The organism is Achromobacter sp. Marseille-Q4954, from assembly GCF_943737025.1.
GTDB classification, from domain to species: domain Bacteria; phylum Pseudomonadota; class Gammaproteobacteria; order Burkholderiales; family Burkholderiaceae_B; genus Achromobacter; species Achromobacter bronchisepticus_A.
Window position 1 is genome coordinate 2788518 of sequence record NZ_CALSFQ010000001.1, and the last position, 18570, is coordinate 2807087.

Here is an 18570-nt window from a genome sequence, read left to right on the forward strand (position 1 = left end):
TTAAGGAAGAGCTCCCGTGGACGACCTCTCGCAGCAAACATTCCTGAACCACATCGGCGGCAGCTGGGTGCCCAGCGGCACCGGCAAGACGGCGCCCAACATCAACCCGGCCGACACCAGCGATATCGTGGGCCGTTTCCAGGTGTCGGACGCGGAAGACGCCCGCCAGGCGGTGGCGTCCGCCGAAGCCGCCTTCGCCGGCTGGCGCGATACCCCGATTTCCAAGCGCGCCGCCATCCTGTTCCGCGCGGCCCAGTACCTGGAAGACCATGCCAACGACATCGCCCGCGAACTGACTCGGGAAGAGGGCAAGAGCCTGAACCTGGCCAAGGACGAGGTGCTGCGTTCGGCGCAGACGATCCGCTTCTACGCCGTGGAGGGGCAGTCCTTCACGGGCGAGACCTATCCCAATGACGACCCGGACATGGTGGTCTACAGCCAGCGCGAGCCGCTGGGGGTGGTGACGGTGATTTCCCCCTGGAACTTCCCCATCTCCATTCCCGCCCGCAAGATCGCCCCGGCGCTCATCACGGGCAACACCGTGGTGTTCAAGCCCTCGTCCGACGCGCCCATGTCGGGCTACCGCCTGACCGAAGCCTTCGTCCAAGCCGGCCTGCCGGCCGGGGTGCTGAACTTCCTGACCGGCCCGGCCGGCGCGGTGGGCGAGGCCATTACCGGCGCGCGCGCGGTGCGGGCCATTTCCTTTACCGGCTCCACTGCCGCGGGCGAGCAGATCCACCGGACCGCGGGCCTGACCACCCGTACGCAGATGGAGTTGGGCGGCAAGAACCCGTTGATCGTGCTGGCGGACGCCGATCTGGACCGCGCCGTGGACCTGGCGGTGAAGGGCGGCTTTTCACTCAGCGGCCAGGCCTGCACCGGCACCAGCAGGGTGCTGGTGGACAAGCGCGTGCGCCAGGCCTACACCGACAAGCTGCTGGCCCGCATCAAGGCGCTGACCATCGGCAACGGCCTGGACGGCAACTTCGACCTGGGGCCGCTGGCCACGGCCAAGCAGCTGGACAACGTGCTGGGCTATGTGGCGGCAGGCAAGCAGGAAGCCACCCACCTGTACGGCGGCGACCGCCTGACGGGCGCCGGGTTCGAGCGCGGCTATTACGTGTCGCCGGCGCTCTTCACCGACGTCACGCAGCAGATGCGCATCGCCCGCGAAGAGATCTTCGGCCCGGTGATCGCGCTGATCGAAGTGGACGGCTACGAAGACGCCATCGCCAAGGCCAACGACACCGAATACGGCCTGTCGGCCGCCATCGCCACCACCGATGCGCGCTATGCGCACCGCTTCGCCCGCGACATCCAGGCCGGCACGGTGAAGATCAACCGGACCACCACCGGCAACCTGATCAACGCGCCGTTCGGCGGGCTCAAGCATTCCAGCACCTCCACGTTCCGCGAATCGGGGCGGGTGGGCTTGGAGTTCTACACGCAGATCAAGACCGTCTACCGCGCCGGCTGAGGCCGCGGCTCCCAATCGCAAGCAGAAGAGGTATCCCCATGAAGCAGGTCTATCGTCTGGAACTGGAAGAAGCGCGCGTGATGGTCCGCGCGGCCATCGCAAAATCTGAGGAAATCGGCGTGCGGGAGTCGATCTGCATCGTCGACGACGGCGGCTATCCCATCGCCCTGGAGCGCATGGACGGCGCCCGCATCACCGGCCCGCAGATCGCCTGGAACAAGGCCTTTACCGCCGCCGGGCACAAGCGTTCCACCCATCTGTTCAACACTCCGCCCAACGGTCCGGCGCTGCCTGGCAACGAGGCCTTCGGCATCCAGTGGAGCTTTGACGGCAAGTTCGCCGTGTTCGTCGGCGGCTTTCCCATCGTGGTGAACAACGAGGTGATCGGGGGCGTGGGCCTGAGCGGCGGCAACGGCGAACAGGACACCAAGGCCGGCCTGGCCGCGCTTGCCGCGCTGGCGGCGCTGCTGGAGCCGCGCGGCATGAAAGTGCTGGTCGAGGCGGATATCAAGAAATAAGCGAGGCCGGCCATGGCATACCGCGTGCACATCCTGCAAACCGACGAATCGTTCCAGGTCGAAGAAGGCGAATCCGTACTGCAGGCCGCCGAGCGCTCGGCGGTGAAGCTGCCGCACGAGTGCACCTTCGGCGGCTGCGGCACCTGCCGCATCAAGCTGGAGTCCGGCGCCGTGGAGTATGAAGAGTTCCCCATGGCCCTGACGCCCGAAGAAGCGGCCGAAGGCTACGCGCTGGCCTGCCAGGCCCGGCCGCTGGGCGATCTCTGCATCAGCGTGGCCAGCAGCCGGCAGTCGTTTCCCGAACCGCGCCGCCTGCCCGCCACCATCCACCGCATCGAACGGTATTGCGACGACGTCATCCACCTGACGCTGGCGCTGCCCGAAGCGGGCCTGGAGTATGTGCCGGGCCAGTACATGAACGTGGTGCTGCCCGACGGCGAGACGCGCAGCTTTTCCATGGCTTCGGCGCCCGCCGGCAACCTGGTGGATTTCCACGTGCGCCGCATTCCAGGCGGCCGCTACACCGACCAGTGGCTGGGCCAGGCGCAAGCCGGCGCCGGCATGGAGATCGAAGCGCCGCTGGGCGTGTTCAGCTACCACGAGGAAGACTGGCGGCCGCTCATCATGATGGCCACCGGCACGGGCATCGCGCCGATCAAGGCCATCCTGGAATCGCTGCTGGACAACGAGGACTGCCCGCCCGTCACGCTCTACTGGGGCATGCGCACCGAGGCCGACCTCTACCTGCGCGACGTAATCGAAAGCTGGGCAGGGCGGCTGTACGAATTCAACTTCGTGCCGGTGCTGTCGCGCGCGGGCGCGGACTGGCAGGGCCGCCGCGGCCACGTGCAGCAGGCGGTCCTGGAAGACCACCAGGATCTGTCCGAGCACGCCTTTTACCTGTGCGGCGCGCCGGACATGATCCACCAAGCCAAGAGCCTGCTGGCCGCGCGCGGCGCCAGCCTGGACCACATGTATTCCGACAGCTTTACCTTCCAGCACGCGCTGGCCGCCGCCTGAACGGCCGCGCCTGCCGGATTATCGGTACACCAGCACCGGCAGTCGGGTGCGCGCCAGCACGCGCTGGGTTTCGCTGCCCAGCAAGAAGCCCGTCATGCCGTGGCGACCGTGCGAACCCATGATGATCAGGTCGCAGCCCTGGTTCTGCGCCGCCTCGACGATGGCTTCGTGCGGATGGTCGTTGACCGTGACCACGGCGTTGCACGGCACCAGCGCGTGGCGCGCTTCCATCTCCAGGTTGTCCAGGTAGGTTTGCGCGTTCTTGCGCGCCTGGTCGGTGTGGTGCGCCTGCGTGGTGCCCAGCATTTCGGCCTGGTAGACCAGCAGATGGTCCTCCGGAATGGCGCGGATGAGCGTGATGGTGGCTCCCATTTCCTTGGCGAAAACAAGAGCGCGCTTGAAAGCCGATTCAGACAGCAGGGAGCCGTCCACGGCGACGAGCAGGTGCTTATACATGTTGCCTCTCCTTTCGAAAAGGAATCGGGAGCAACTAGCCAATCCAGTATAGGCTCGCCGCCTGGTGCAAGCCAGTCCTGCATACGGACGAGAGAGCGGGCTGTGTTTTTCGTATATTTCCCAAAGCGGCCGAACCTGCGTTTCAACATAACCTCATATCGACTAAGTATTTTTCGACGCAGCGCGGCGATGACAGAATCGGTTCGACTCCTTGAACCAACAGCCGCAAACAACCTTCCATGTCATCGCCACGTCACCAGGCTCACGCCCGTGTACTCGCCATCGCCGGCAGTCCGTCGCAGCGCTCCCGTTCCGCGGTGCTGCTGCGGCACGCCGCCGGGATCCTGCAGCCGCGCGGGTTGAGCGTGGGCGAACTGGGCTTGCGCGATATCCCCGCCGAAGACCTGATAGAAGGCAATTACGCCGGCGCCGCGGCCAACGCGCTGCGTGCCCGCGTGGCGGCGGCAGATGCGGTCGTGATTTCCTCGCCGGTCTATCAGGCCTCCTTTTCCGGCGGGTTGAAGGCGGTACTGGACCTGCTGGATCCGAAGGCGCTGGCCGGCAAGGTGGTGTTGCCCATCGCCACGGGCGGCAGCCCGGCGCATCTGTTGGCGCTGGAGTACGGCTTGAAGCCCGTGCTGTCGGCGCTGGGTGCGCGCCACATCCTGGCGGGCGTCTACGCCACCGATACCCAGGTACGCGTGGACGAGTTCGGCGCGGGCGAGATAGACGGGGAAGTCCGCCGGCGGCTGGAGGACTCGGTGGAGCGCCTGTCCGAGCTGGTATTGCCGCGCGCCGCCGTTTCCAACCCATCCTACGATCTGGGCCGGCTCGCGCTAGCGGGCGGCTTCAGCGTCTGACCGATGCGCCGAACCCGCGTCCGCGCCGCTCCCGACACGCCGGCCTTGCCTTGGCTGGGAGGCGCGTTGCTCGCGGCGCTGTGGCTGGGCGGCAGCGAGACGGCCAGGCAGGCGCTGCCGGCGCTGAGCCTGCTTGCGCCGCTCCTGTACCAGGCGGTGCGCGGCATACGCGCGGCGGATCCGGCGCTGGTCGACACCGGCCGGTCCCATGACCTGAGCGGCTGGTCTCTTTATTGGCATGTGCGTCTGCCGGGCGCATTGCCGTTCATCCTGACGGGCTTGAGGCAGGGGCTGGGACTGCTATGGCTGACCCTGATAGCACTGGAACTGTTCGCGACGCCGACTGCGCCGGGAATTCCGCAATGGCTGGGCAACGGTCCGCCGGGCGTGACGATCCTGCTGCTGGCGATTGCGCTCTACGCGGTCCTCAGCTTGGGCTCGGGGGCGCTGGTAAGCGCGCTGGAGCGCTGGCTGCTGCGCTGGAGGCCGCGATGATGTTCATCAATCCCAATGAGTTCGAACTGTTGCAGCACCTGGACGTGCGCCAGCGTACGGAGCCGGACGAAATGCCCGAGGCCGAGCCGCGAACTGCGCTGCGCGTAACCTTGCGCAAGCTCGCCAAGCGCCATGGCGACCGCATCGCATTGCAGGCGTTGGACCTGGAGATTGCGGCCGGCGAGTTCGTGGCCGTGGTCGGGCGCGCAGGCAGCGGCAAGAGCACCTTGCTGCATCTGCTGGCCGGCAAGCTCGCGCCCAGCGGCGAGCAGGGCGGCGAGCCGGCCCGTCCGCCGCTGCTGTTCGACAATTTTCCCGTCTGGGAGCGTGACGGCCGCGTGCGCCTCCTGCTGCCGGACGCGCGCCTTCTGCCCTGGAAGACCGTGCTGCACAACGTCGCCCTGGGCCTGCCCGGCACGGCGCAGGCGGCCGAAGCGTTGCGCCAGGTGGGCCTGGACGGCCGCGGCGGCGACTGGCCCGCGCAGTTGTCCGAGCCGCAGCGCCAGCGCGTGGCGCTGGCCAGGGCCCTGGCGCGCCGTCCCGGCCTGTTGCTGCTGGACGAACCGTTTCAGGGGCTGGACGCGCTGAGCCGCATCGAGGCGCAGCGGCTGCTGGAGGATATCTGGCGCCGGCAGGGATTTACCGCCGTGCTGGCGACCCACGACGCGGCCGAGGCCGTGGCGGTGGCGGATCGCATCCTGGTGCTGGACGAAGGCGGCGTGGCGCTGGACGAGCGCGTCGGCCTGGCGCGTCCTCGGGTGCGCGGCTCGGCCGCATTCGCCGCGCTGGAGGCCCGCGTGCTGCGCGCCGCGTTGCGTCTGCAAGACACGCCGGACGCCGCGCGGCCCTTGGCGCCCGTCATCCAGATCCGACACCTGCGGCTGGCGGTCTGAGACCGCGCTCGGCGATTCCCCCATGGGCGGCATGACGCCGCTCTTCACTCCAGGAGCAAGACCATGAGCATTCAATCCATCAACGCCCGCAACCAGTTCCGCGGCAAGATCAAGGAGATCATCCTGGGTCCGGTGGTGTCCGAGGTGGACGTGGATACGCCGGCCGGCATCGTGACCTCGGTGATCACCACCCGGTCGGTCAAGGAACTGGGCTTGGAGGTCGGCACCGAGGTGCTGGCTTTCGTCAAGGCGACCGAGGTTTCCGTCGCCAAACTGTGAACCGAAGCAGATCAGCGCCGGCGCTTCCCCTGCGCCGGGGTTAGGCATATATTGTCAGCGCGATATCCGGCAGTTCCTCCTGGCTTGTGGCTTTACGCTTGGCGATTCACGGAGAACGGAAAATGCGTCGACTGCAACGATGGTTCATCGGCTGGTTATGCCTGGGGTTGGCTGTGTGCCTTCCCGCCACGGCGCAGACCAAGCTGGACAACGCGCAACTGGATCAATTGATGGCGCCCGTGGCGCTGTATCCGGATTCGCTGCTCTCGCAAATCCTCATGGGCGCGACCTACCCCGACGATGTCGCGGCGGCCGCCAAATGGTCGGCCGCGCATACCTCGGAATCCGGCGACCAGGCCGTCAAGGCGGTCGAGGGCGAATCCTGGGATCCCAGCGTCAAATCCCTGGTGGCCTTCCCCTCGGTCATGGACATGATGGGCCGCCAGCCGGACTGGGTGAAATCCGTGGGCGACGCCTTCCTGGCGCAGCCCGACGCCGTCATGGATTCGGTCCAGCGGCTGCGCGTCCAGGCGCAGAAGGCCGGCAACCTGAAGAGCACGCCGCAGCAGAAGGTCACCTCCAGCACGACCAACGACAAGACCGTCGTGGTGATCGAGCCGGCCGATCCGCAGGTCGTGTACGTGCCCAGCTACAACCCGACGGTGGTGTACGGCACCTGGGCCTACCCCTCCTATCCGCCTTACTACTACCCGCCGCCTCCGGGTTCGGTGTTCGCCACCTCGCTGGTGGCCGGCATCGGCTTCGGCCTGGGCGTGGCTGCGGTCAACTCCATGTGGGGCGGGTTCGATTGGGGGCATAACGACGTCGACATCGACGTCAATCGCTACAACAACATCAACGTCAACCAGCGAATCGACCGCAACAACATCAACAACAACAACAGGACCACCTGGCAGCACAACCCGGCCAACCGCGGCAACACCCCGTATGCGGACCAGGCCAGCCGCCAACGTTTCGACAGCCAGCGTCAGGCTGGCGTGCAGAACCGGGCGCAGGGCCAGGGCGGCCGCTCGCCGGGCGCGGCGGCAGCGCCGAACTCCCGCGATGCCGCGCGCCAGCGCGCGGCGCAGTCGTTCGAAGGCCGCACCGGGCAGTCCATCCCCGGCCATGCCGAACCGGGCGCGGGGCGCGGCCAGGGGGCGGGCCGAGGCGATGCTGCGGCGAACCGCGGGCAAGGCCAAGGGCAACAACGGGCTGGACAAGGCGGGCAGGGGGGGCAAGGGGCTCGCGACCGGGCGCAAGGCGGCGGGCAGGCGCAGCACAACCGGCCGTCCAACAGCGTGTCCACGCAGGACCGTCAAGCTGCAGCCCAGCGCCAGCGCGCCGACGAAGCGGCCGCGCGCGATCGTGGCCGCGCCTCCAATAGCGCCAACGCGCTGAGCGGCGCCGGCAACGGCGACCAAATGCGGCAGCAGCACACGCGCAGCGAGATGAACCGCGGCGGCGGTGGCGGCGGTCCGCGCGGCGGCGGACACGCAGGCGGCGGACGCGGTGGTGGTGGCGGCGGCGGCGGACATTTCGGCGGCCGGAGATAAGCACCATGGACAAGGGAACTCTCATGACCATTGCTCGTTTGCGCGCGCTGGGCGCCGCGTCGCTGCTGGCGCTGGGCCTTGCGGCCCCCGCCGCGGCGCAAAGCCTGTATCCGAGCCCGCAGGCCGCCGCCGACGCCTTCGTCGACGCCATGGCCACTGGCGACCTCGACGGACTGGCCAAGGTGTTGGGGCCGAATCACAGCAAGATCGTGCCGGGCGGCGTGGCGCAGGACGACATCTACCGTTTCCTGGCGGCCTGGTCGCGCAAGCACGAGATCGTGGCCGATGGCGGCCGTTCCTGGCTGGCGGTCGGGGATTCGGGCTGGACCCTGCCCGTGCCCATCGTGCGCGCCGGGCAGGGCTGGCGTTTCGACCCGGCGGCGGGCACGGCGGAAATCCGCCGCCGCGCGATCGGCCGCAACGAACTGACCGCCATCGAGACCCTGCGGGAGCTGCAGGCCGCGCAAGGTCGTTACAAGGACGGCGTGGGCCAGGGGCGCTACGCGAGCCGCCTGGTCAGCCGTCCGGGACAACGCGACGGGCTGTACTGGCCCGAGGTGCCGGGCGCCCCGCAGCAGGTCTATGGCTTGGACGCGCTCAGCATGGGGCCGGAGGTGCCGCTGGACGACGCTTACTACGGCTACCGGTACAAGGTGATACCGGGCGCGGACGGCGGCTCGTATCACATCGTCGCGTGGCCGGCGCGTTACGGGCAGACCGGCATCGACTCCTTCGTCGTCGGCCCCGACGGGCGCGTGTTGGAGGCCGACCTGGGACCCTCGTCCGCAGCGCGCGCCGCGGCCTTGCGGGAACGCGATATCCGTGCCGAAACCTGGACCGATGCCGACGTGCAACCCGTTGGCAGCAAATGATTTTTTCCGGTTTTCGGGGAGTAATCGGCGTACGCCTGTTGCTGGGTCGCAACAGGCGTGTCCGTTTGTCCGGCTGGCACGGCACGATGCCCTTTTGTCAGCCCGCTGTGCCTAAAATGGCGAGCACCGGGACCCTGCCCGATACCCCTTTGCCGGACCTAGAAATTGAACCCCATGCATTTTGTCCGCTACGCCCTGTTCGGCGTAGGGATGGCGCTTAGCGCCGCGGCCGCCTCGGCCCCGATTTTCGTCCTGAACTCCCTGGACGCCAACGTCAGCATCGTTGATCCGGCCACCTACAAGGAATTGCGGCGCGTGCCCACGGGCAAAGAGCCGCATCACCTGTACCTGACCCCCGACGAAAAGTCGCTCATGGTGGCCAACGCCACCAGCGATTCGATCACGCTGATGGATCCCAAGACCGGTGAAGTGCAGCGTACGCTGACCGGCATCGTCGATCCCTACCAGCTGCAATTCTCGCCGGACATGAAGTGGTTCGTGACCGCGGCCAACCGCCTGGACCACATCGACATCTATTCCTGGCATCCGCTGGAAAAGGGCTTCGACCTCAAGCTGGTCAAGCGCATCCAGGCCGGCAAGACGCCCAGCCACATCATGATCGACAAGAACAGCACCACGGCCTACGTGACGCTGCAGGACAGCGATCAGCTCATCGCCATCGACCTGGCCACGCAGACGCCGAAATGGACGGTGTCGGTGGGCAAGACGCCCGCCGACGTGTTCCTGACGCCCGACCAGAAGACGTTGCTGGTGGCACTGACCGGCGACTCCTACGTCGAGGCCTACGACGTCAGCAACGGCCCGGCCAAGCTGGTGACGCGCATCAAGACCGCCGCGGGCGCCCATGCCTTCCGCGCGCAGGGCGACCACCGCCACCTGTTCGTCAGCAACCGCACCGCCAACTCCATCAGCCGCATCGACCTGCAGACGCTGGCCGTCACCGATACCTTCCCGGTGCCGGGCGGTCCGGACTGCATGGACGTGCTGGCCGACGGCAAGACCCTGCTGGTCACCTCGCGCTGGGCCCGCAAGCTCACCGTGGTGGACCTGGAGCAGAAAAAGGTGGTCAATCAGGTGCCGGTGGGCAAGTCGCCCCACGGCGTCTGGACCTTGAACCATGCTCCCACGCGGTAGCAAGGGCCCCCACGCCGCGCCCGCTTGCGCGGGCTCGCTGCCCCCCAAGGGGGCGGTTTTGCCTTGGGACGGCCCGGCGGCAAAACGCCTCCGCGCGGCGGTCGTGTTCGCGCTGGCCTTTCCCGCCATGGGAATGGCCGCGCCCGCTACCTGCGACAAACCGGTCTACCTGACGTTCGATACCGGCCACATGGGCGTGGCCCCGCTGATCGCCGACGTGCTGGCCCGACACAACGTCAAGGTGACGTTTTTTCTGGCCAACGAGCGCACACTGACCGACGGCTCCAGCCTGGACGACGTGTGGGCGCCCTGGTGGAAGGCGCGCGCGGCCGAAGGCCATGTCTTCGGCTCGCACACCTACGACCACGTCTATTGGCAGGCGGATCTCCCCGGCGGCAAGTTCCGCGTCAAGCCCAGCGCCGGTCCGGACGAGGGCAAGCGCGCCGAATGGACGCCCGAGCAGTATTGCGCCGAGATCAAGCGGTCCGTCACCCGTTTCCATCAGATGACGGGCAAGAACATGCTGCCGATCTACCGCGCGCCGGGCGGCAAGACCTCGCCCGCGCTGCTGAAGGCGGCCAAGGCCTGCGGCTTCGAGCACGTGGGCTGGGCGCCCGCCGGTTTCCTGGGCGACGAACTGCCCAGCGACAAATACCCCAACGCCCGCCTGCTGGACCAGGCGCTGCGCACCATCAAGCCCGGCGACATCCTGCTGGCGCACCTGGGCATCTGGTCGCGCCAGGACCCCTGGGCGCCGGCCGTGCTGGAGCCGCTGATTGAAGGTTTGCAGCGCAAGGGCTATTGTTTTGCTACCTTGGATACGCATCCGTCCTACCGCGATTGGATCGCTACGCATCATTGATCATGGATACGCTTAGTCAATTGTTCGGAGAGTGCCAGCAATGGCTCTTCGAAACGGCGATTCAGCCCGCGCTGTTCCACCTGGGCATGAGCAACTTCATCGAGGACGGCTACGACGCCACCATGTGGTTGTTGGTCGGCCTGCTGCAGGTCGCCGTGCTGGTGCTGGTGTTCGGCCCGCTGCAGCGCCTGCGTCCGGTCGAGGCCGTCACCGACCGCCGCCAGATCGGCATCGATGTGCTCTACACGCTGATCCACCGGTTGGGCGCTTTCCGGCTGGTGCTGTTCTTCACGGTGGAGCCGCTATGGGATAGCGTGTTCGGCCAGTTGCACGTCTGGGGGTTCGCGCCGTTCCAGCTGGACCAGTACTGGCCCGGCGTGACGGACAAGGCCTGGGTCAGCCTGATCATCTACCTGTTGCTGTTCGACGCGGTGGACTACTTCTACCACCGGGCCCAGCACCGTTTCGGCTGGCTCTGGGCCTTGCACGCCGTGCACCACAGCCAACGCCAGATGACCATGTGGAGCGACGACCGCAACCACCTGCTGGACGACATGCTGCGCGACGTGCTGGTGGTGTTCGTGTCGCAGCTGGTGGGCGTGCCGCCGGCGCAGTTCGTCATGGTGGTGGCCATCACCCAGTTGGCGCAGAGCTTCTCGCACGCCAACCTGCGCATGCATTTCGGCGCCATCGGCGAGCGCCTGCTGGTCAGTCCGCGCTTTCACCGGCACCACCACTCCATCGCCTACGACGCCTCGTCGCCGGGACCGGTGGGCGGCTACAACTTCGGCGCGCTGTTCCCCATCTGGGACGTGCTGTTCCGCACTGCCCGTTTTGGCGTGGGCTACGGCCCCACGGGCATCCATGACCAGCAGGCGGAGCTGGGCGGACGCGATTACGGCCGCGGTTTCTGGTCGCAGCAGTGGCTGGGCTTGAAGCGCATGGTGGGCCGCGACCGCGAACCCGCCGCCGCGCCGCCGTCGCCTCCGGCCTCGGTGGAACGCGCCTGAAGCCGGTCTGGCCTCAGAGGCCGCGCATGAAAGACCACGCATGAAAAAACGAGCCCGCTGGGCTCGTTTTGTTTTGGGCGGGCAGGGAATCCCGTGTCAGGGCTGCGCGTCGTGCGTGGTTTCCCGCTTGATCTCGCCGTGCCTGCGTTCCATTTCCTGGCGTAGTTCGCGGCGCAGCCGGGCGGCTTCCATGCGCTGCTTTTCTTCCAGGTTGCGCGGTTCCAGCGGCGGCACCGCGGTCGGCGCGCCCTGCTCATCCACCGCAACCATCGTGAAATAGCAGCTGTTGGTATGGCGCACGAGCTTCTTGCGGATGTCCTCGGTGACGACCTTGATGCCGATTTCCATGGACGTGCGGCCGGTGTAGTTCACCGCCGCCAGGAAAGTCACCAGTTCGCCCACGTGGATGGGTTCGCGGAACACGACCTGGTCCACGGACAGGGTCACCACATATTGGCCGGCGTACCGGCTGGCACAGGCGTAGGCCACCTGGTCCAGGTACTTGAGGATGGTTCCGCCGTGCACATTCCCTGAGAAATTCGCCATGTCCGGCGTCATCAGGATGGTCATCGACAATTGGTGGCTAAAGGCTTCGTCCATGGCGGGCGTTTAATCTTGGATAAAACGCCTATGGTAGCGGCAGGCGCCTGTCATGGCTGCGTCTTTTCAGCGGCTTCCGGGGATTCTTGCGGGGTGTCTTCGGGCGGGGTGTCGCGCAGCAGGGCGGGCGGCGTCCACAATCCGTCCAGCAGCGCGGGTTCGGGCGCATAGACGCGCAGCAGCACGCTGACTGCGCCGGCTGCGGGCAGCGGCAGCCAGTTGGACTGTTCCTCGGGCGCGGGCGGCGCATGGCTGATGCGCAGGTCCAGCGAACCGTCGGCGTTGTACCGCAAAGGATCACGGTCGCCCAGCGCGTAGCGGTTCAGCGGATTGGCCGACGGCATGCCTTGCGCGTCGTAGGCCGCCAGCGACCACAGCGCCGCGGCGGGCGGCAGTTGGCCGCTTTCAAAATGCAGCGTGTAGCCGTGCGCGCCATCCAGCGGTGCGCCCTGGCTGTCGGCCGCCAGCAGCAGCACGCTCAGGTCTTCGGGCAGGCCCGCGCCTGGCTGCGCCTGCGCCGCCAGGGCGCGCCGCAGATAGGAATTGCCGTAGACGCCGATGCTGGCGGTTTCCTGGTGCCAGCCGTTGACGCTGCGCACCGTGGCGCCGGCCGCCGCCGTCATGCGCTCGCGCGCCGCCCGCAGGCCGCGGCGCAAACCCTGTTTGGCGGGATGGTCGAGCTGGGCGAAGTCGAACGGCCGGCCGGCGGCCAGCCCGGCGCCGCGCAGCCTGGCCAGCACGGGCTGATCGGTGGCATGCGGCGGGTTCTTGCGCAGCAGCTCGGCCGCATATTCGAAGTAGGCGTCGGTCGGCATGGATTCGACCTGCTCGCGCACCGGGATGCGCAGATTCAGGGAGGGATCGGCCTTCGCCCGCTGCGCTTGCGCGGGCAGGTTCCATTGCGCCAGCGGCGTCAGCTGGAAGCCGTCTTGCAAGACGTGGACCGCGGGGTAGTCGGCGGGTCCATCCGCCTGGATCAGATTCTTGGCCCATACGTAGGCCGTGGGCGCGTCGATGCGCGCCATGCCCGAGGGCAGCACGCCGCTCCAGCCCGGCGGCACGATCACGGTATTGCCCTTGGCCGTGCCGGTGCTGCGCTTGCCCAGCGTGGCGAACACATCCGTCCACATGTCCAGCAGCGTCAGCGCATAGAGCCGGCCTTGGGTATCCGGCACCGACAGCACTACCGGCCCGGACGTCAGGTCCAGCCAGCCGACGCTGCGCAGCATGTCCGGATTGGCCCAGGGCGTGGCCGCGCCCGGCTGCGGCAGCGCCCGCGCATGCAGAAAGGTATTGGCCGGCGCGCCCTCGGCGCCGCGGGACGGGTGGGTGAACTGGCGGCGGGTCAGGTCCATCGTGACCAGCGGGTAGAAGTAGAGATAGCCTTCCATGCCCGCCTGGTGGGCGGCTTCGGTGGCGGCCGCGGCGGGAGTCAGGGCGGCCGGGGCCGCGCGGGTCAGCGTGGCTGGCGCGAGCGTGGCGGTGATGGACAAGGCCAGGGCAACAAGGCGGCGCATCGGCGCTCCTACGGTCATGCGGGAAAGAAGGCTGGCGGCGCGGCCTCCCCCAAAAAGGGCGGGTCGGCGGGCCAGTCCAGGCAGCCGCAGATGGTAGCAGCCGGCGGATCATCCAAAATCTGCGAAAACCTCCGATTTGGCCGCTAAATCTCAGACATAAGGAAGGTCGTCCTTAAGACGGGTCCCATGGCGTACCCGTCCCGCAAAGCCTATACTTGGAAAAATATCCTTGGAATTCGTAGGGCTTTTGCTTCGGCCAGCCAACGGCTTCCTTCATTTCACCCGGAGAGGAGTGTTTCATGGTCAACATGAATCGCCGCCAGTTCTTCAAGGTGACCGGTGCGACGCTGGCAGGCTCCAGCCTGGCTTTGCTGGGGGCAGCCCCCGGCACGGCCATGGCCGAAGTCCGCCAGTACAAGCTTGCGCGCATGACTGAAACGCGCAACACCTGTCCCTACTGTTCGGTCGCCTGTGGACTGCTGATGTACGGCTTGGGCGACGGCTCCAAGAACGCCCGCGCCAGCATCATGCACATCGAAGGCGACCCGGACCACCCCGTCAACCGCGGCACGCTCTGTCCGAAGGGCGCTGCCCTGATCGACTTCATCCATAGCCCCAACCGCCTGAAGTACCCGGAATACCGGGCGCCGGGTTCGGACAAGTGGGTGCGGATGTCGTGGGACGATGCCCTGACCCGCATCACCAAGCTCATGAAGGCGGACCGCGACGCGAACTTCGTCGAGAAGACCGCGGACGGCAAGACCGTCAACCGGTGGCTGACCACCGGCATGCTGGCGGCCTCCGCAAGCAGCAACGAGGTTGGCTACATCACGCACAAGACTGTGCGCAGCATGGGGATACTGGCATTCGATAACCAAGCCCGTGTCTGACATGGCCCGACGGTGGCAGGTCTTGCCCCGACGTTTGGCCGTGGAGCGATGACGAACCATTGGGTCGACATCAAGAACGCGGACGTAGTACTGATCATGGGCGGCAATGCCGCCGAGGCCCACCCTTGCGGGTTCAAATGGGTCACGGAAGCAAAAGCCCACAACAAGGCAAAGCTGATCGTCGTGGATCCGCGCTTTACGCGCTCGGCATCCGTGGCGGACTTCTACGCGCCCATACGCACCGGCACCGACATCATTTTCCTGGGCGGCGTCATCAAGTATCTGCTGGACAATGACAAGATCCAGCACGAGTACGTGCGCAACTACACGGACTTTTCCTTCATCGTGCGCGAGGACTTCGCGTTCGACGCGGGCCTGTATTCCGGCTACGACGCCGAGAAGCGCACCTACAACAAGGCCAGCTGGGACTACGAGCGCGGCGACGACGGCTACGTCAAGACGGACCCGACGCTGGCGCATCCGCGCACCGTCTACCAGCTGCTGAAGAAGCACTACTCGCGCTACACCGAGGACATGGTCGAGCGCGTCTGCGGCACGCCCAAGGACAAGTTCCTGAAGGTGTGCGAGATGCTGGCGTCCACCGCCACCACCAACCGCGCCGCGACCATCCTCTACGCGCTGGGCTGGACGCAGCACTCCATCGGTTCGCAGATCATCCGCACGGGCGCGATGGTGCAACTGCTGCTGGGCAACATCGGTATCGCCGGCGGCGGCATGAACGCGCTGCGCGGGCATTCGAACATCCAGGGCCTGACCGACCTGGGCCTGATGTCGAACCTGCTGCCCGGCTACATGACCCTGCCCAACGAGCCCGAACAGGACTACGGCAAGTACATCGAGTCGCGCACGCAGAAGCCTCTGCGGCCCAACCAGCTGAGCTACTGGCAGAACTACAGCAAGTTCCACGTGAGCCTGATGAAGGCCTGGTGGGGCAAGTCCGCCACGGCCGAAAACAACTGGGCGTTCGACTACCTGCCCAAGCTGGACAAGCTCTACGACATGCTGCAAGTCTACGAGCTCATGAACCAGGGCAAGATGAACGGCTACCTCGCCCAGGGCTTCAACCCCCTGGCGGCCGCGCCCAACAAGGCCAAGCTGAACGCCGGGTTCGCCAAGCTGAAGTTCCTGGTCATCATGGACCCGCTGGTCACCGAGACCTCCGAGTTCTGGCGCAACGCGGGCGAGGCCAACGATGTGGATCCCTCCAAGATCCAGACCGAGGTCTTCCGCCTGCCCACCACCTGCTTCGCCGAGGAAGACGGCACGCTGGTGAACTCCGGCCGCTGGCTGCAATGGCACTGGAAGGGCGCCGAGCCTCCGGGCGAGGCCAAGAGCGACATCGAGATCATGGCGCTGCTGTTCACGCGCCTGCGCAAGATGTACCAGGACGAGGGCGGCAAGTATCCCGATCCCATCGTCAACCTGTCCTGGCCGTACTCCAATCCGCAGAATCCCACCGCGGAAGAACTGGCCAAGGAATACACGGGTAAGGCGCTGGTGGAGCTGACCGATCCCAAGGATCCTTCCAAGGTCACCCGCAAGGCCGGCGAGCAACTGGCCGGCTTCGCGGAACTGCGCGACGATGGCTCCACCATCAGCGGCTGCTGGATCTTCGCGGGCGCCTGGGGGCCTACCGGCAACCTGATGGCGCGGCGCGACAACAGCGACCCGACCGGTATCGGCCAGACCCTGAACTGGGCCTGGGCGTGGCCGGCCAACCGCCGCATCCTGTACAACCGCGCTTCCTGTGACGTGGCGGGCAAGCCGTTCGATCCGCGCCGTAGCCTGATCTCCTGGAACGGCAAGTTCTGGACCGGCGCCGACATCCCCGACTTCAAGGGCGACGAAAATCCGGACGGCGGCATGGGACCGTTCATCATGAACCCCGAGGGCGTGGCGCGCTTCTTCGCGCGGGCGGGCATGGCCGAAGGGCCGTTCCCCGAGCACTACGAACCCTTCGAGACGCCGCTGGGCTACAACCCGCTGTATCCGAAGGCCAAGGGCGTCACCAGCAACCCCGCCGCGCGGGTCTTCAAGGACGACCTGGCCGCGATGGGCACGGTGGACAAGTTCCCCTACGTGGCCACGACCTACCGCCTGACGGAGCATTTCCACTACTGGACCAAGCACGTCCGCATCAACGCGATCCTCCAGCCGGAGCAGTTCGTGGAAATCGGCGAGGCGCTGGCCAAGGAATTGGGCATCGCCAACGGTTCGCGCGTGAAGGTGTCGTCCAACCGCGGCTACATCAAGGCGGTGGCGCTGGTCACCAAGCGCCTGCGCGCGCTGACCATCGAGGGCAAGACGGTGCACCACGTGGGCATCCCCATCCATTGGGGCTTCGTGGGCCTGGCCAAGCCTGGCTTCCTCACCAACACCCTGACGCCGTTCGTGGGCGACGGGAATTCCCAGACGCCGGAATTCAAGTCGTTCCTGGTGCAGGTCGAGAAGGCCTAAGGAGACCGACATGTCCATGCAATCCCTAGACATCAAGCGGCGCTCCGCCACCACCACGCCGCCGCCGGGCATCCGCGAGCCCGTCACGGGCTCGGTGGCCAAGCTGATCGACGTCTCCAAGTGCATCGGCTGCAAGGCTTGCCAAAGCGCCTGTATGGAATGGAACGATCTGCGCGACGAGATCGGCACCAACGTGGGTGTCTACGACAACCCGGCCGACCTGACCGAGCATTCCTGGACCGTCATGCGCTTCTCCGAATACGAGAATCCGCAAGGCGATCTGGAATGGCTGATCCGCAAGGACGGCTGCATGCACTGCGAGGATCCGGGCTGCCTGAAGGCCTGTCCGTCGCCGGGCGCCATCATCCAGTACAACAACGGCATCGTGGATTTCCACGAAGAGAACTGCATCGGTTGCGGCTACTGCATCACCGGCTGCCCGTTCAACGTGCCGCGCATCTCCAAGAAGGACCACAAGGCGTACAAGTGCACCTTGTGTTCCGACCGCGTGGCCGTCGGCCAGGAGCCGGCCTGCGTCAAGGCGTGTCCTACCGGCGCCATCGTCTTCGGCACCAAGGAAGACATGACGCAGCACGCCGAGGAGCGGATCGTCGACCTCAAGTCGCGCGGCTTCGACAAGGCTGGCCTGTATGACCCGCAGGGCGTGGGCGGCACTCACGTCATGTACGTGCTGCATCACGCCGACCAGCCCGGGCTGTACCACGGGCTGCCCAAGGACCCGCAGATCAGCCCCATGGTCTCGCTATGGAAGGGGCTGGCCAAGCCCGTGGGCGTGGCCGTGATGGCCCTGACCGCGCTGGCTGGCTTTTTCCACTACGCCCGCGTAGGCCGCAACGAGGTGTCCGAGGAAGACGAACGCCGTGCCGAAGAGGAGGTGCGCCATGAGTGAAGACCGCCATTACCGCCGGATCAAGCGCTACACGCCGGGCGAGCGCACCAACCACTGGATCATCGCTTTCACGTTCATCCTGTTGGCGCTGTCCGGGCTGGCGCTGTTCCACCCGTCCATGTACTGGCTGAGCAACCTGTTCGGGGGCGGACCCTGGACGCGCATCCTGCATCCCTTCATCGGGGTGGTGATGTTCGCCTGCTTCGTCGTGTTCGCCGGCCACATGTGGCGGCACAACCTCATGACGAAGGCCGACCGCCAGTGGATGCGGCAATTGAACGATGTGGTCGAGAACCGCGAGGAAAAGCTGCCCGAAGTCGGCAAGTACAACGCCGGCCAGAAGCTGCTGTTCTACGTGCTGATCCTCTGCATGCTGGGCCTGTTCGTCAGCGGCATCGTGATCTGGCGCGAGTATTTCGCGTTCTACTTCCCGATCTGGGTCATCCGCGCCGCTTCGGTGGTGCATGCCGTCAGCGCGCTGGTGCTGATCTGCGCCATCATCGTGCACATCTACGCTGCCATTTGGGTCAAGGGTTCCCTGACCGCGATGCTGCGGGGGTATGTCACGGCGGGTTGGGCGTGGAAGCATCATCGCGCCTGGTTCCGCGAGCAAATCAGAAAATAGTGCAAAACGGAACGCGCAGTTTGCGCGTTCCCTCAGCGCTGCGGCAAATGGGGCTTTCTTGGCCCCCACGCACCCGCCCAACGGCTGCTATCCTTCT

The 18570-nt window shown here is 66.5% G+C and carries 18 protein-coding genes; 15 read left to right on the top strand and 3 right to left on the bottom strand.

Annotated features, from left to right (window positions below; all coding sequences use genetic code 11):
- Window positions 1-16 precede the first annotated feature (16 nt).
- Genes NGK62_RS13140 through NGK62_RS13150 form a run of 3 tightly spaced genes read left to right on the top strand, consistent with a single transcriptional unit; the run spans window position 17 to window position 3015 of the window.
- Complete coding sequence (locus tag NGK62_RS13140; protein WP_059377100.1) at window positions 17-1477, top strand: aldehyde dehydrogenase family protein; 1461 nt, start codon at window positions 17-19, stop codon at window positions 1475-1477.
- A gap of 38 nt (window positions 1478-1515) precedes the next feature.
- Window positions 1516-1995, top strand: coding sequence for a GlcG/HbpS family heme-binding protein (locus NGK62_RS13145; RefSeq protein WP_251878610.1), 480 nt, complete (start codon window positions 1516-1518; stop codon window positions 1993-1995).
- Between the two features lie 12 nt (window positions 1996-2007).
- The gene (locus tag NGK62_RS13150) at window positions 2008-3015 is read left to right on the top strand and encodes a 2Fe-2S iron-sulfur cluster-binding protein (RefSeq protein ID WP_118932331.1); all 1008 of its coding nucleotides are present in this window, start codon (window positions 2008-2010) and stop codon (window positions 3013-3015) included.
- 18 nt (window positions 3016-3033) lie between these two features.
- Here NGK62_RS13150 and NGK62_RS13155 read toward each other — a convergent pair whose 3' ends face one another.
- Window positions 3034-3471, bottom strand: a complete 438-nt coding sequence (locus tag NGK62_RS13155) for a universal stress protein (protein ID WP_059377110.1) — start codon at window positions 3469-3471, stop codon at window positions 3034-3036.
- Window positions 3472-3710: 239 nt separating this feature from the next.
- Here NGK62_RS13155 and ssuE point away from each other — a divergent pair, with 239 nt between their 5' ends.
- From ssuE to NGK62_RS13200, 9 genes are all read left to right on the top strand, one after another.
- Window positions 3711-4331, top strand: coding sequence for an NADPH-dependent FMN reductase (gene ssuE, locus NGK62_RS13160; RefSeq protein ID WP_118932332.1), 621 nt, complete (start codon window positions 3711-3713; stop codon window positions 4329-4331).
- A gap of 3 nt (window positions 4332-4334) precedes the next feature.
- A complete protein-coding gene (locus NGK62_RS13165; protein ID WP_251878612.1) occupies window positions 4335-4826 on the top strand; it encodes an ABC transporter permease in 492 nt (163 codons plus the stop codon).
- Window positions 4823-5719: an ATP-binding cassette domain-containing protein gene (locus tag NGK62_RS13170; protein WP_118932334.1), complete on the top strand. Its 897-nt coding sequence runs from the start codon at window positions 4823-4825 to the stop codon at window positions 5717-5719. Before NGK62_RS13165 ends, NGK62_RS13170 begins: the two co-directional genes overlap by 4 nt.
- 63 nt (window positions 5720-5782) lie before the next feature.
- Entirely contained in the window at window positions 5783-5998 is a 216-nt protein-coding gene (locus tag NGK62_RS13175) for a TOBE domain-containing protein (protein ID WP_054455309.1), read from the top strand.
- Between the two features lie 122 nt (window positions 5999-6120).
- Complete coding sequence (locus tag NGK62_RS13180; RefSeq protein ID WP_251878614.1) at window positions 6121-7554, top strand: DUF3300 domain-containing protein; 1434 nt, start codon at window positions 6121-6123, stop codon at window positions 7552-7554.
- Window positions 7555-7577: 23 nt separating this feature from the next.
- Complete coding sequence (locus tag NGK62_RS13185) at window positions 7578-8426, top strand: DUF2950 family protein (RefSeq protein WP_251878616.1); 849 nt, start codon at window positions 7578-7580, stop codon at window positions 8424-8426.
- Window positions 8427-8600: 174 nt separating this feature from the next.
- Window positions 8601-9581 carry a YVTN family beta-propeller repeat protein gene (locus NGK62_RS13190; RefSeq protein WP_013391071.1) on the top strand — a complete coding sequence of 327 codons (981 nt, stop codon included), beginning with the start codon at window positions 8601-8603 and terminating at the stop codon, window positions 9579-9581.
- A 127-nt stretch (window positions 9582-9708) separates the two neighbouring features.
- Entirely contained in the window at window positions 9709-10443 is a 735-nt protein-coding gene (locus NGK62_RS13195; RefSeq protein ID WP_251879588.1) for a polysaccharide deacetylase family protein, read from the top strand.
- Window positions 10444-10445: 2 nt separating this feature from the next.
- On the top strand, window positions 10446-11453 hold the full coding sequence (locus tag NGK62_RS13200; RefSeq protein WP_059377132.1) for a sterol desaturase family protein: 1008 nt from the start codon (window positions 10446-10448) through the stop codon (window positions 11451-11453).
- 96 nt (window positions 11454-11549) lie between these two features.
- Here the strand turns inward: NGK62_RS13200 and NGK62_RS13205 are convergent, their stop codons facing one another.
- Window positions 11550-12053, bottom strand: a complete 504-nt coding sequence (locus tag NGK62_RS13205) for an acyl-CoA thioesterase (RefSeq protein WP_059377136.1) — start codon at window positions 12051-12053, stop codon at window positions 11550-11552.
- Between the two features lie 50 nt (window positions 12054-12103).
- Entirely contained in the window at window positions 12104-13570 is a 1467-nt protein-coding gene (locus NGK62_RS13210; protein ID WP_059377138.1) for a DUF1254 domain-containing protein, read from the bottom strand.
- Between the two features lie 299 nt (window positions 13571-13869).
- On the opposite strand from NGK62_RS13210, the gene fdnG reads away from it, so the two are divergent.
- The 3 genes from fdnG to NGK62_RS13225 are packed head-to-tail and all read left to right on the top strand — an operon-like array spanning window position 13870 to window position 18473.
- On the top strand, window positions 13870-16938 hold the full coding sequence (fdnG, locus tag NGK62_RS13215) for a formate dehydrogenase-N subunit alpha (RefSeq protein ID WP_251878618.1): 3069 nt from the start codon (window positions 13870-13872) through the stop codon (window positions 16936-16938).
- Window positions 16939-16948: 10 nt separating this feature from the next.
- Complete coding sequence (gene fdxH, locus NGK62_RS13220) at window positions 16949-17848, top strand: formate dehydrogenase subunit beta (RefSeq protein WP_118932339.1); 900 nt, start codon at window positions 16949-16951, stop codon at window positions 17846-17848.
- Window positions 17841-18473, top strand: a complete 633-nt coding sequence (locus NGK62_RS13225) for a formate dehydrogenase subunit gamma (RefSeq protein ID WP_059377141.1) — start codon at window positions 17841-17843, stop codon at window positions 18471-18473. The genes fdxH and NGK62_RS13225 overlap by 8 nt, the downstream gene beginning before the upstream one ends.
- The last annotated feature ends 97 nt before the right edge of the window (window positions 18474-18570 follow it).

Bases quoted from the DNA above. Each gene is read 5' to 3' on its own strand.
- NGK62_RS13185 (WP_251878616.1), top strand. From the start codon at position 7,578: ATGACCATTGCTCGTTTGCGCGCGCTGGGCGCCGCGTCGCTGCTGGCG.
- fdxH (WP_118932339.1), top strand. From the start codon at position 16,949: ATGTCCATGCAATCCCTAGACATCAAGCGGCGCTCCGCCACCACCACG.
- NGK62_RS13195 (WP_251879588.1), top strand. From the start codon at position 9,709: ATGGGAATGGCCGCGCCCGCTACCTGCGACAAACCGGTCTACCTGACG.
- NGK62_RS13145 (WP_251878610.1), top strand. From the start codon at position 1,516: ATGAAGCAGGTCTATCGTCTGGAACTGGAAGAAGCGCGCGTGATGGTC.
- NGK62_RS13180 (WP_251878614.1), top strand. From the start codon at position 6,121: ATGCGTCGACTGCAACGATGGTTCATCGGCTGGTTATGCCTGGGGTTG.
- ssuE (WP_118932332.1), top strand. From the start codon at position 3,711: ATGTCATCGCCACGTCACCAGGCTCACGCCCGTGTACTCGCCATCGCC.
- NGK62_RS13205 (WP_059377136.1), bottom strand. From the start codon at position 12,053: ATGGACGAAGCCTTTAGCCACCAATTGTCGATGACCATCCTGATGACG.
- NGK62_RS13155 (WP_059377110.1), bottom strand. From the start codon at position 3,471: ATGTATAAGCACCTGCTCGTCGCCGTGGACGGCTCCCTGCTGTCTGAA.
- NGK62_RS13210 (WP_059377138.1), bottom strand. From the start codon at position 13,570: ATGCGCCGCCTTGTTGCCCTGGCCTTGTCCATCACCGCCACGCTCGCG.
- NGK62_RS13170 (WP_118932334.1), top strand. From the start codon at position 4,823: ATGATGTTCATCAATCCCAATGAGTTCGAACTGTTGCAGCACCTGGAC.
- NGK62_RS13165 (WP_251878612.1), top strand. From the start codon at position 4,335: ATGCGCCGAACCCGCGTCCGCGCCGCTCCCGACACGCCGGCCTTGCCT.
- NGK62_RS13175 (WP_054455309.1), top strand. From the start codon at position 5,783: ATGAGCATTCAATCCATCAACGCCCGCAACCAGTTCCGCGGCAAGATC.
- NGK62_RS13225 (WP_059377141.1), top strand. From the start codon at position 17,841: ATGAGTGAAGACCGCCATTACCGCCGGATCAAGCGCTACACGCCGGGC.
- NGK62_RS13150 (WP_118932331.1), top strand. From the start codon at position 2,008: ATGGCATACCGCGTGCACATCCTGCAAACCGACGAATCGTTCCAGGTC.
- NGK62_RS13190 (WP_013391071.1), top strand. From the start codon at position 8,601: ATGCATTTTGTCCGCTACGCCCTGTTCGGCGTAGGGATGGCGCTTAGC.
- NGK62_RS13200 (WP_059377132.1), top strand. From the start codon at position 10,446: ATGGATACGCTTAGTCAATTGTTCGGAGAGTGCCAGCAATGGCTCTTC.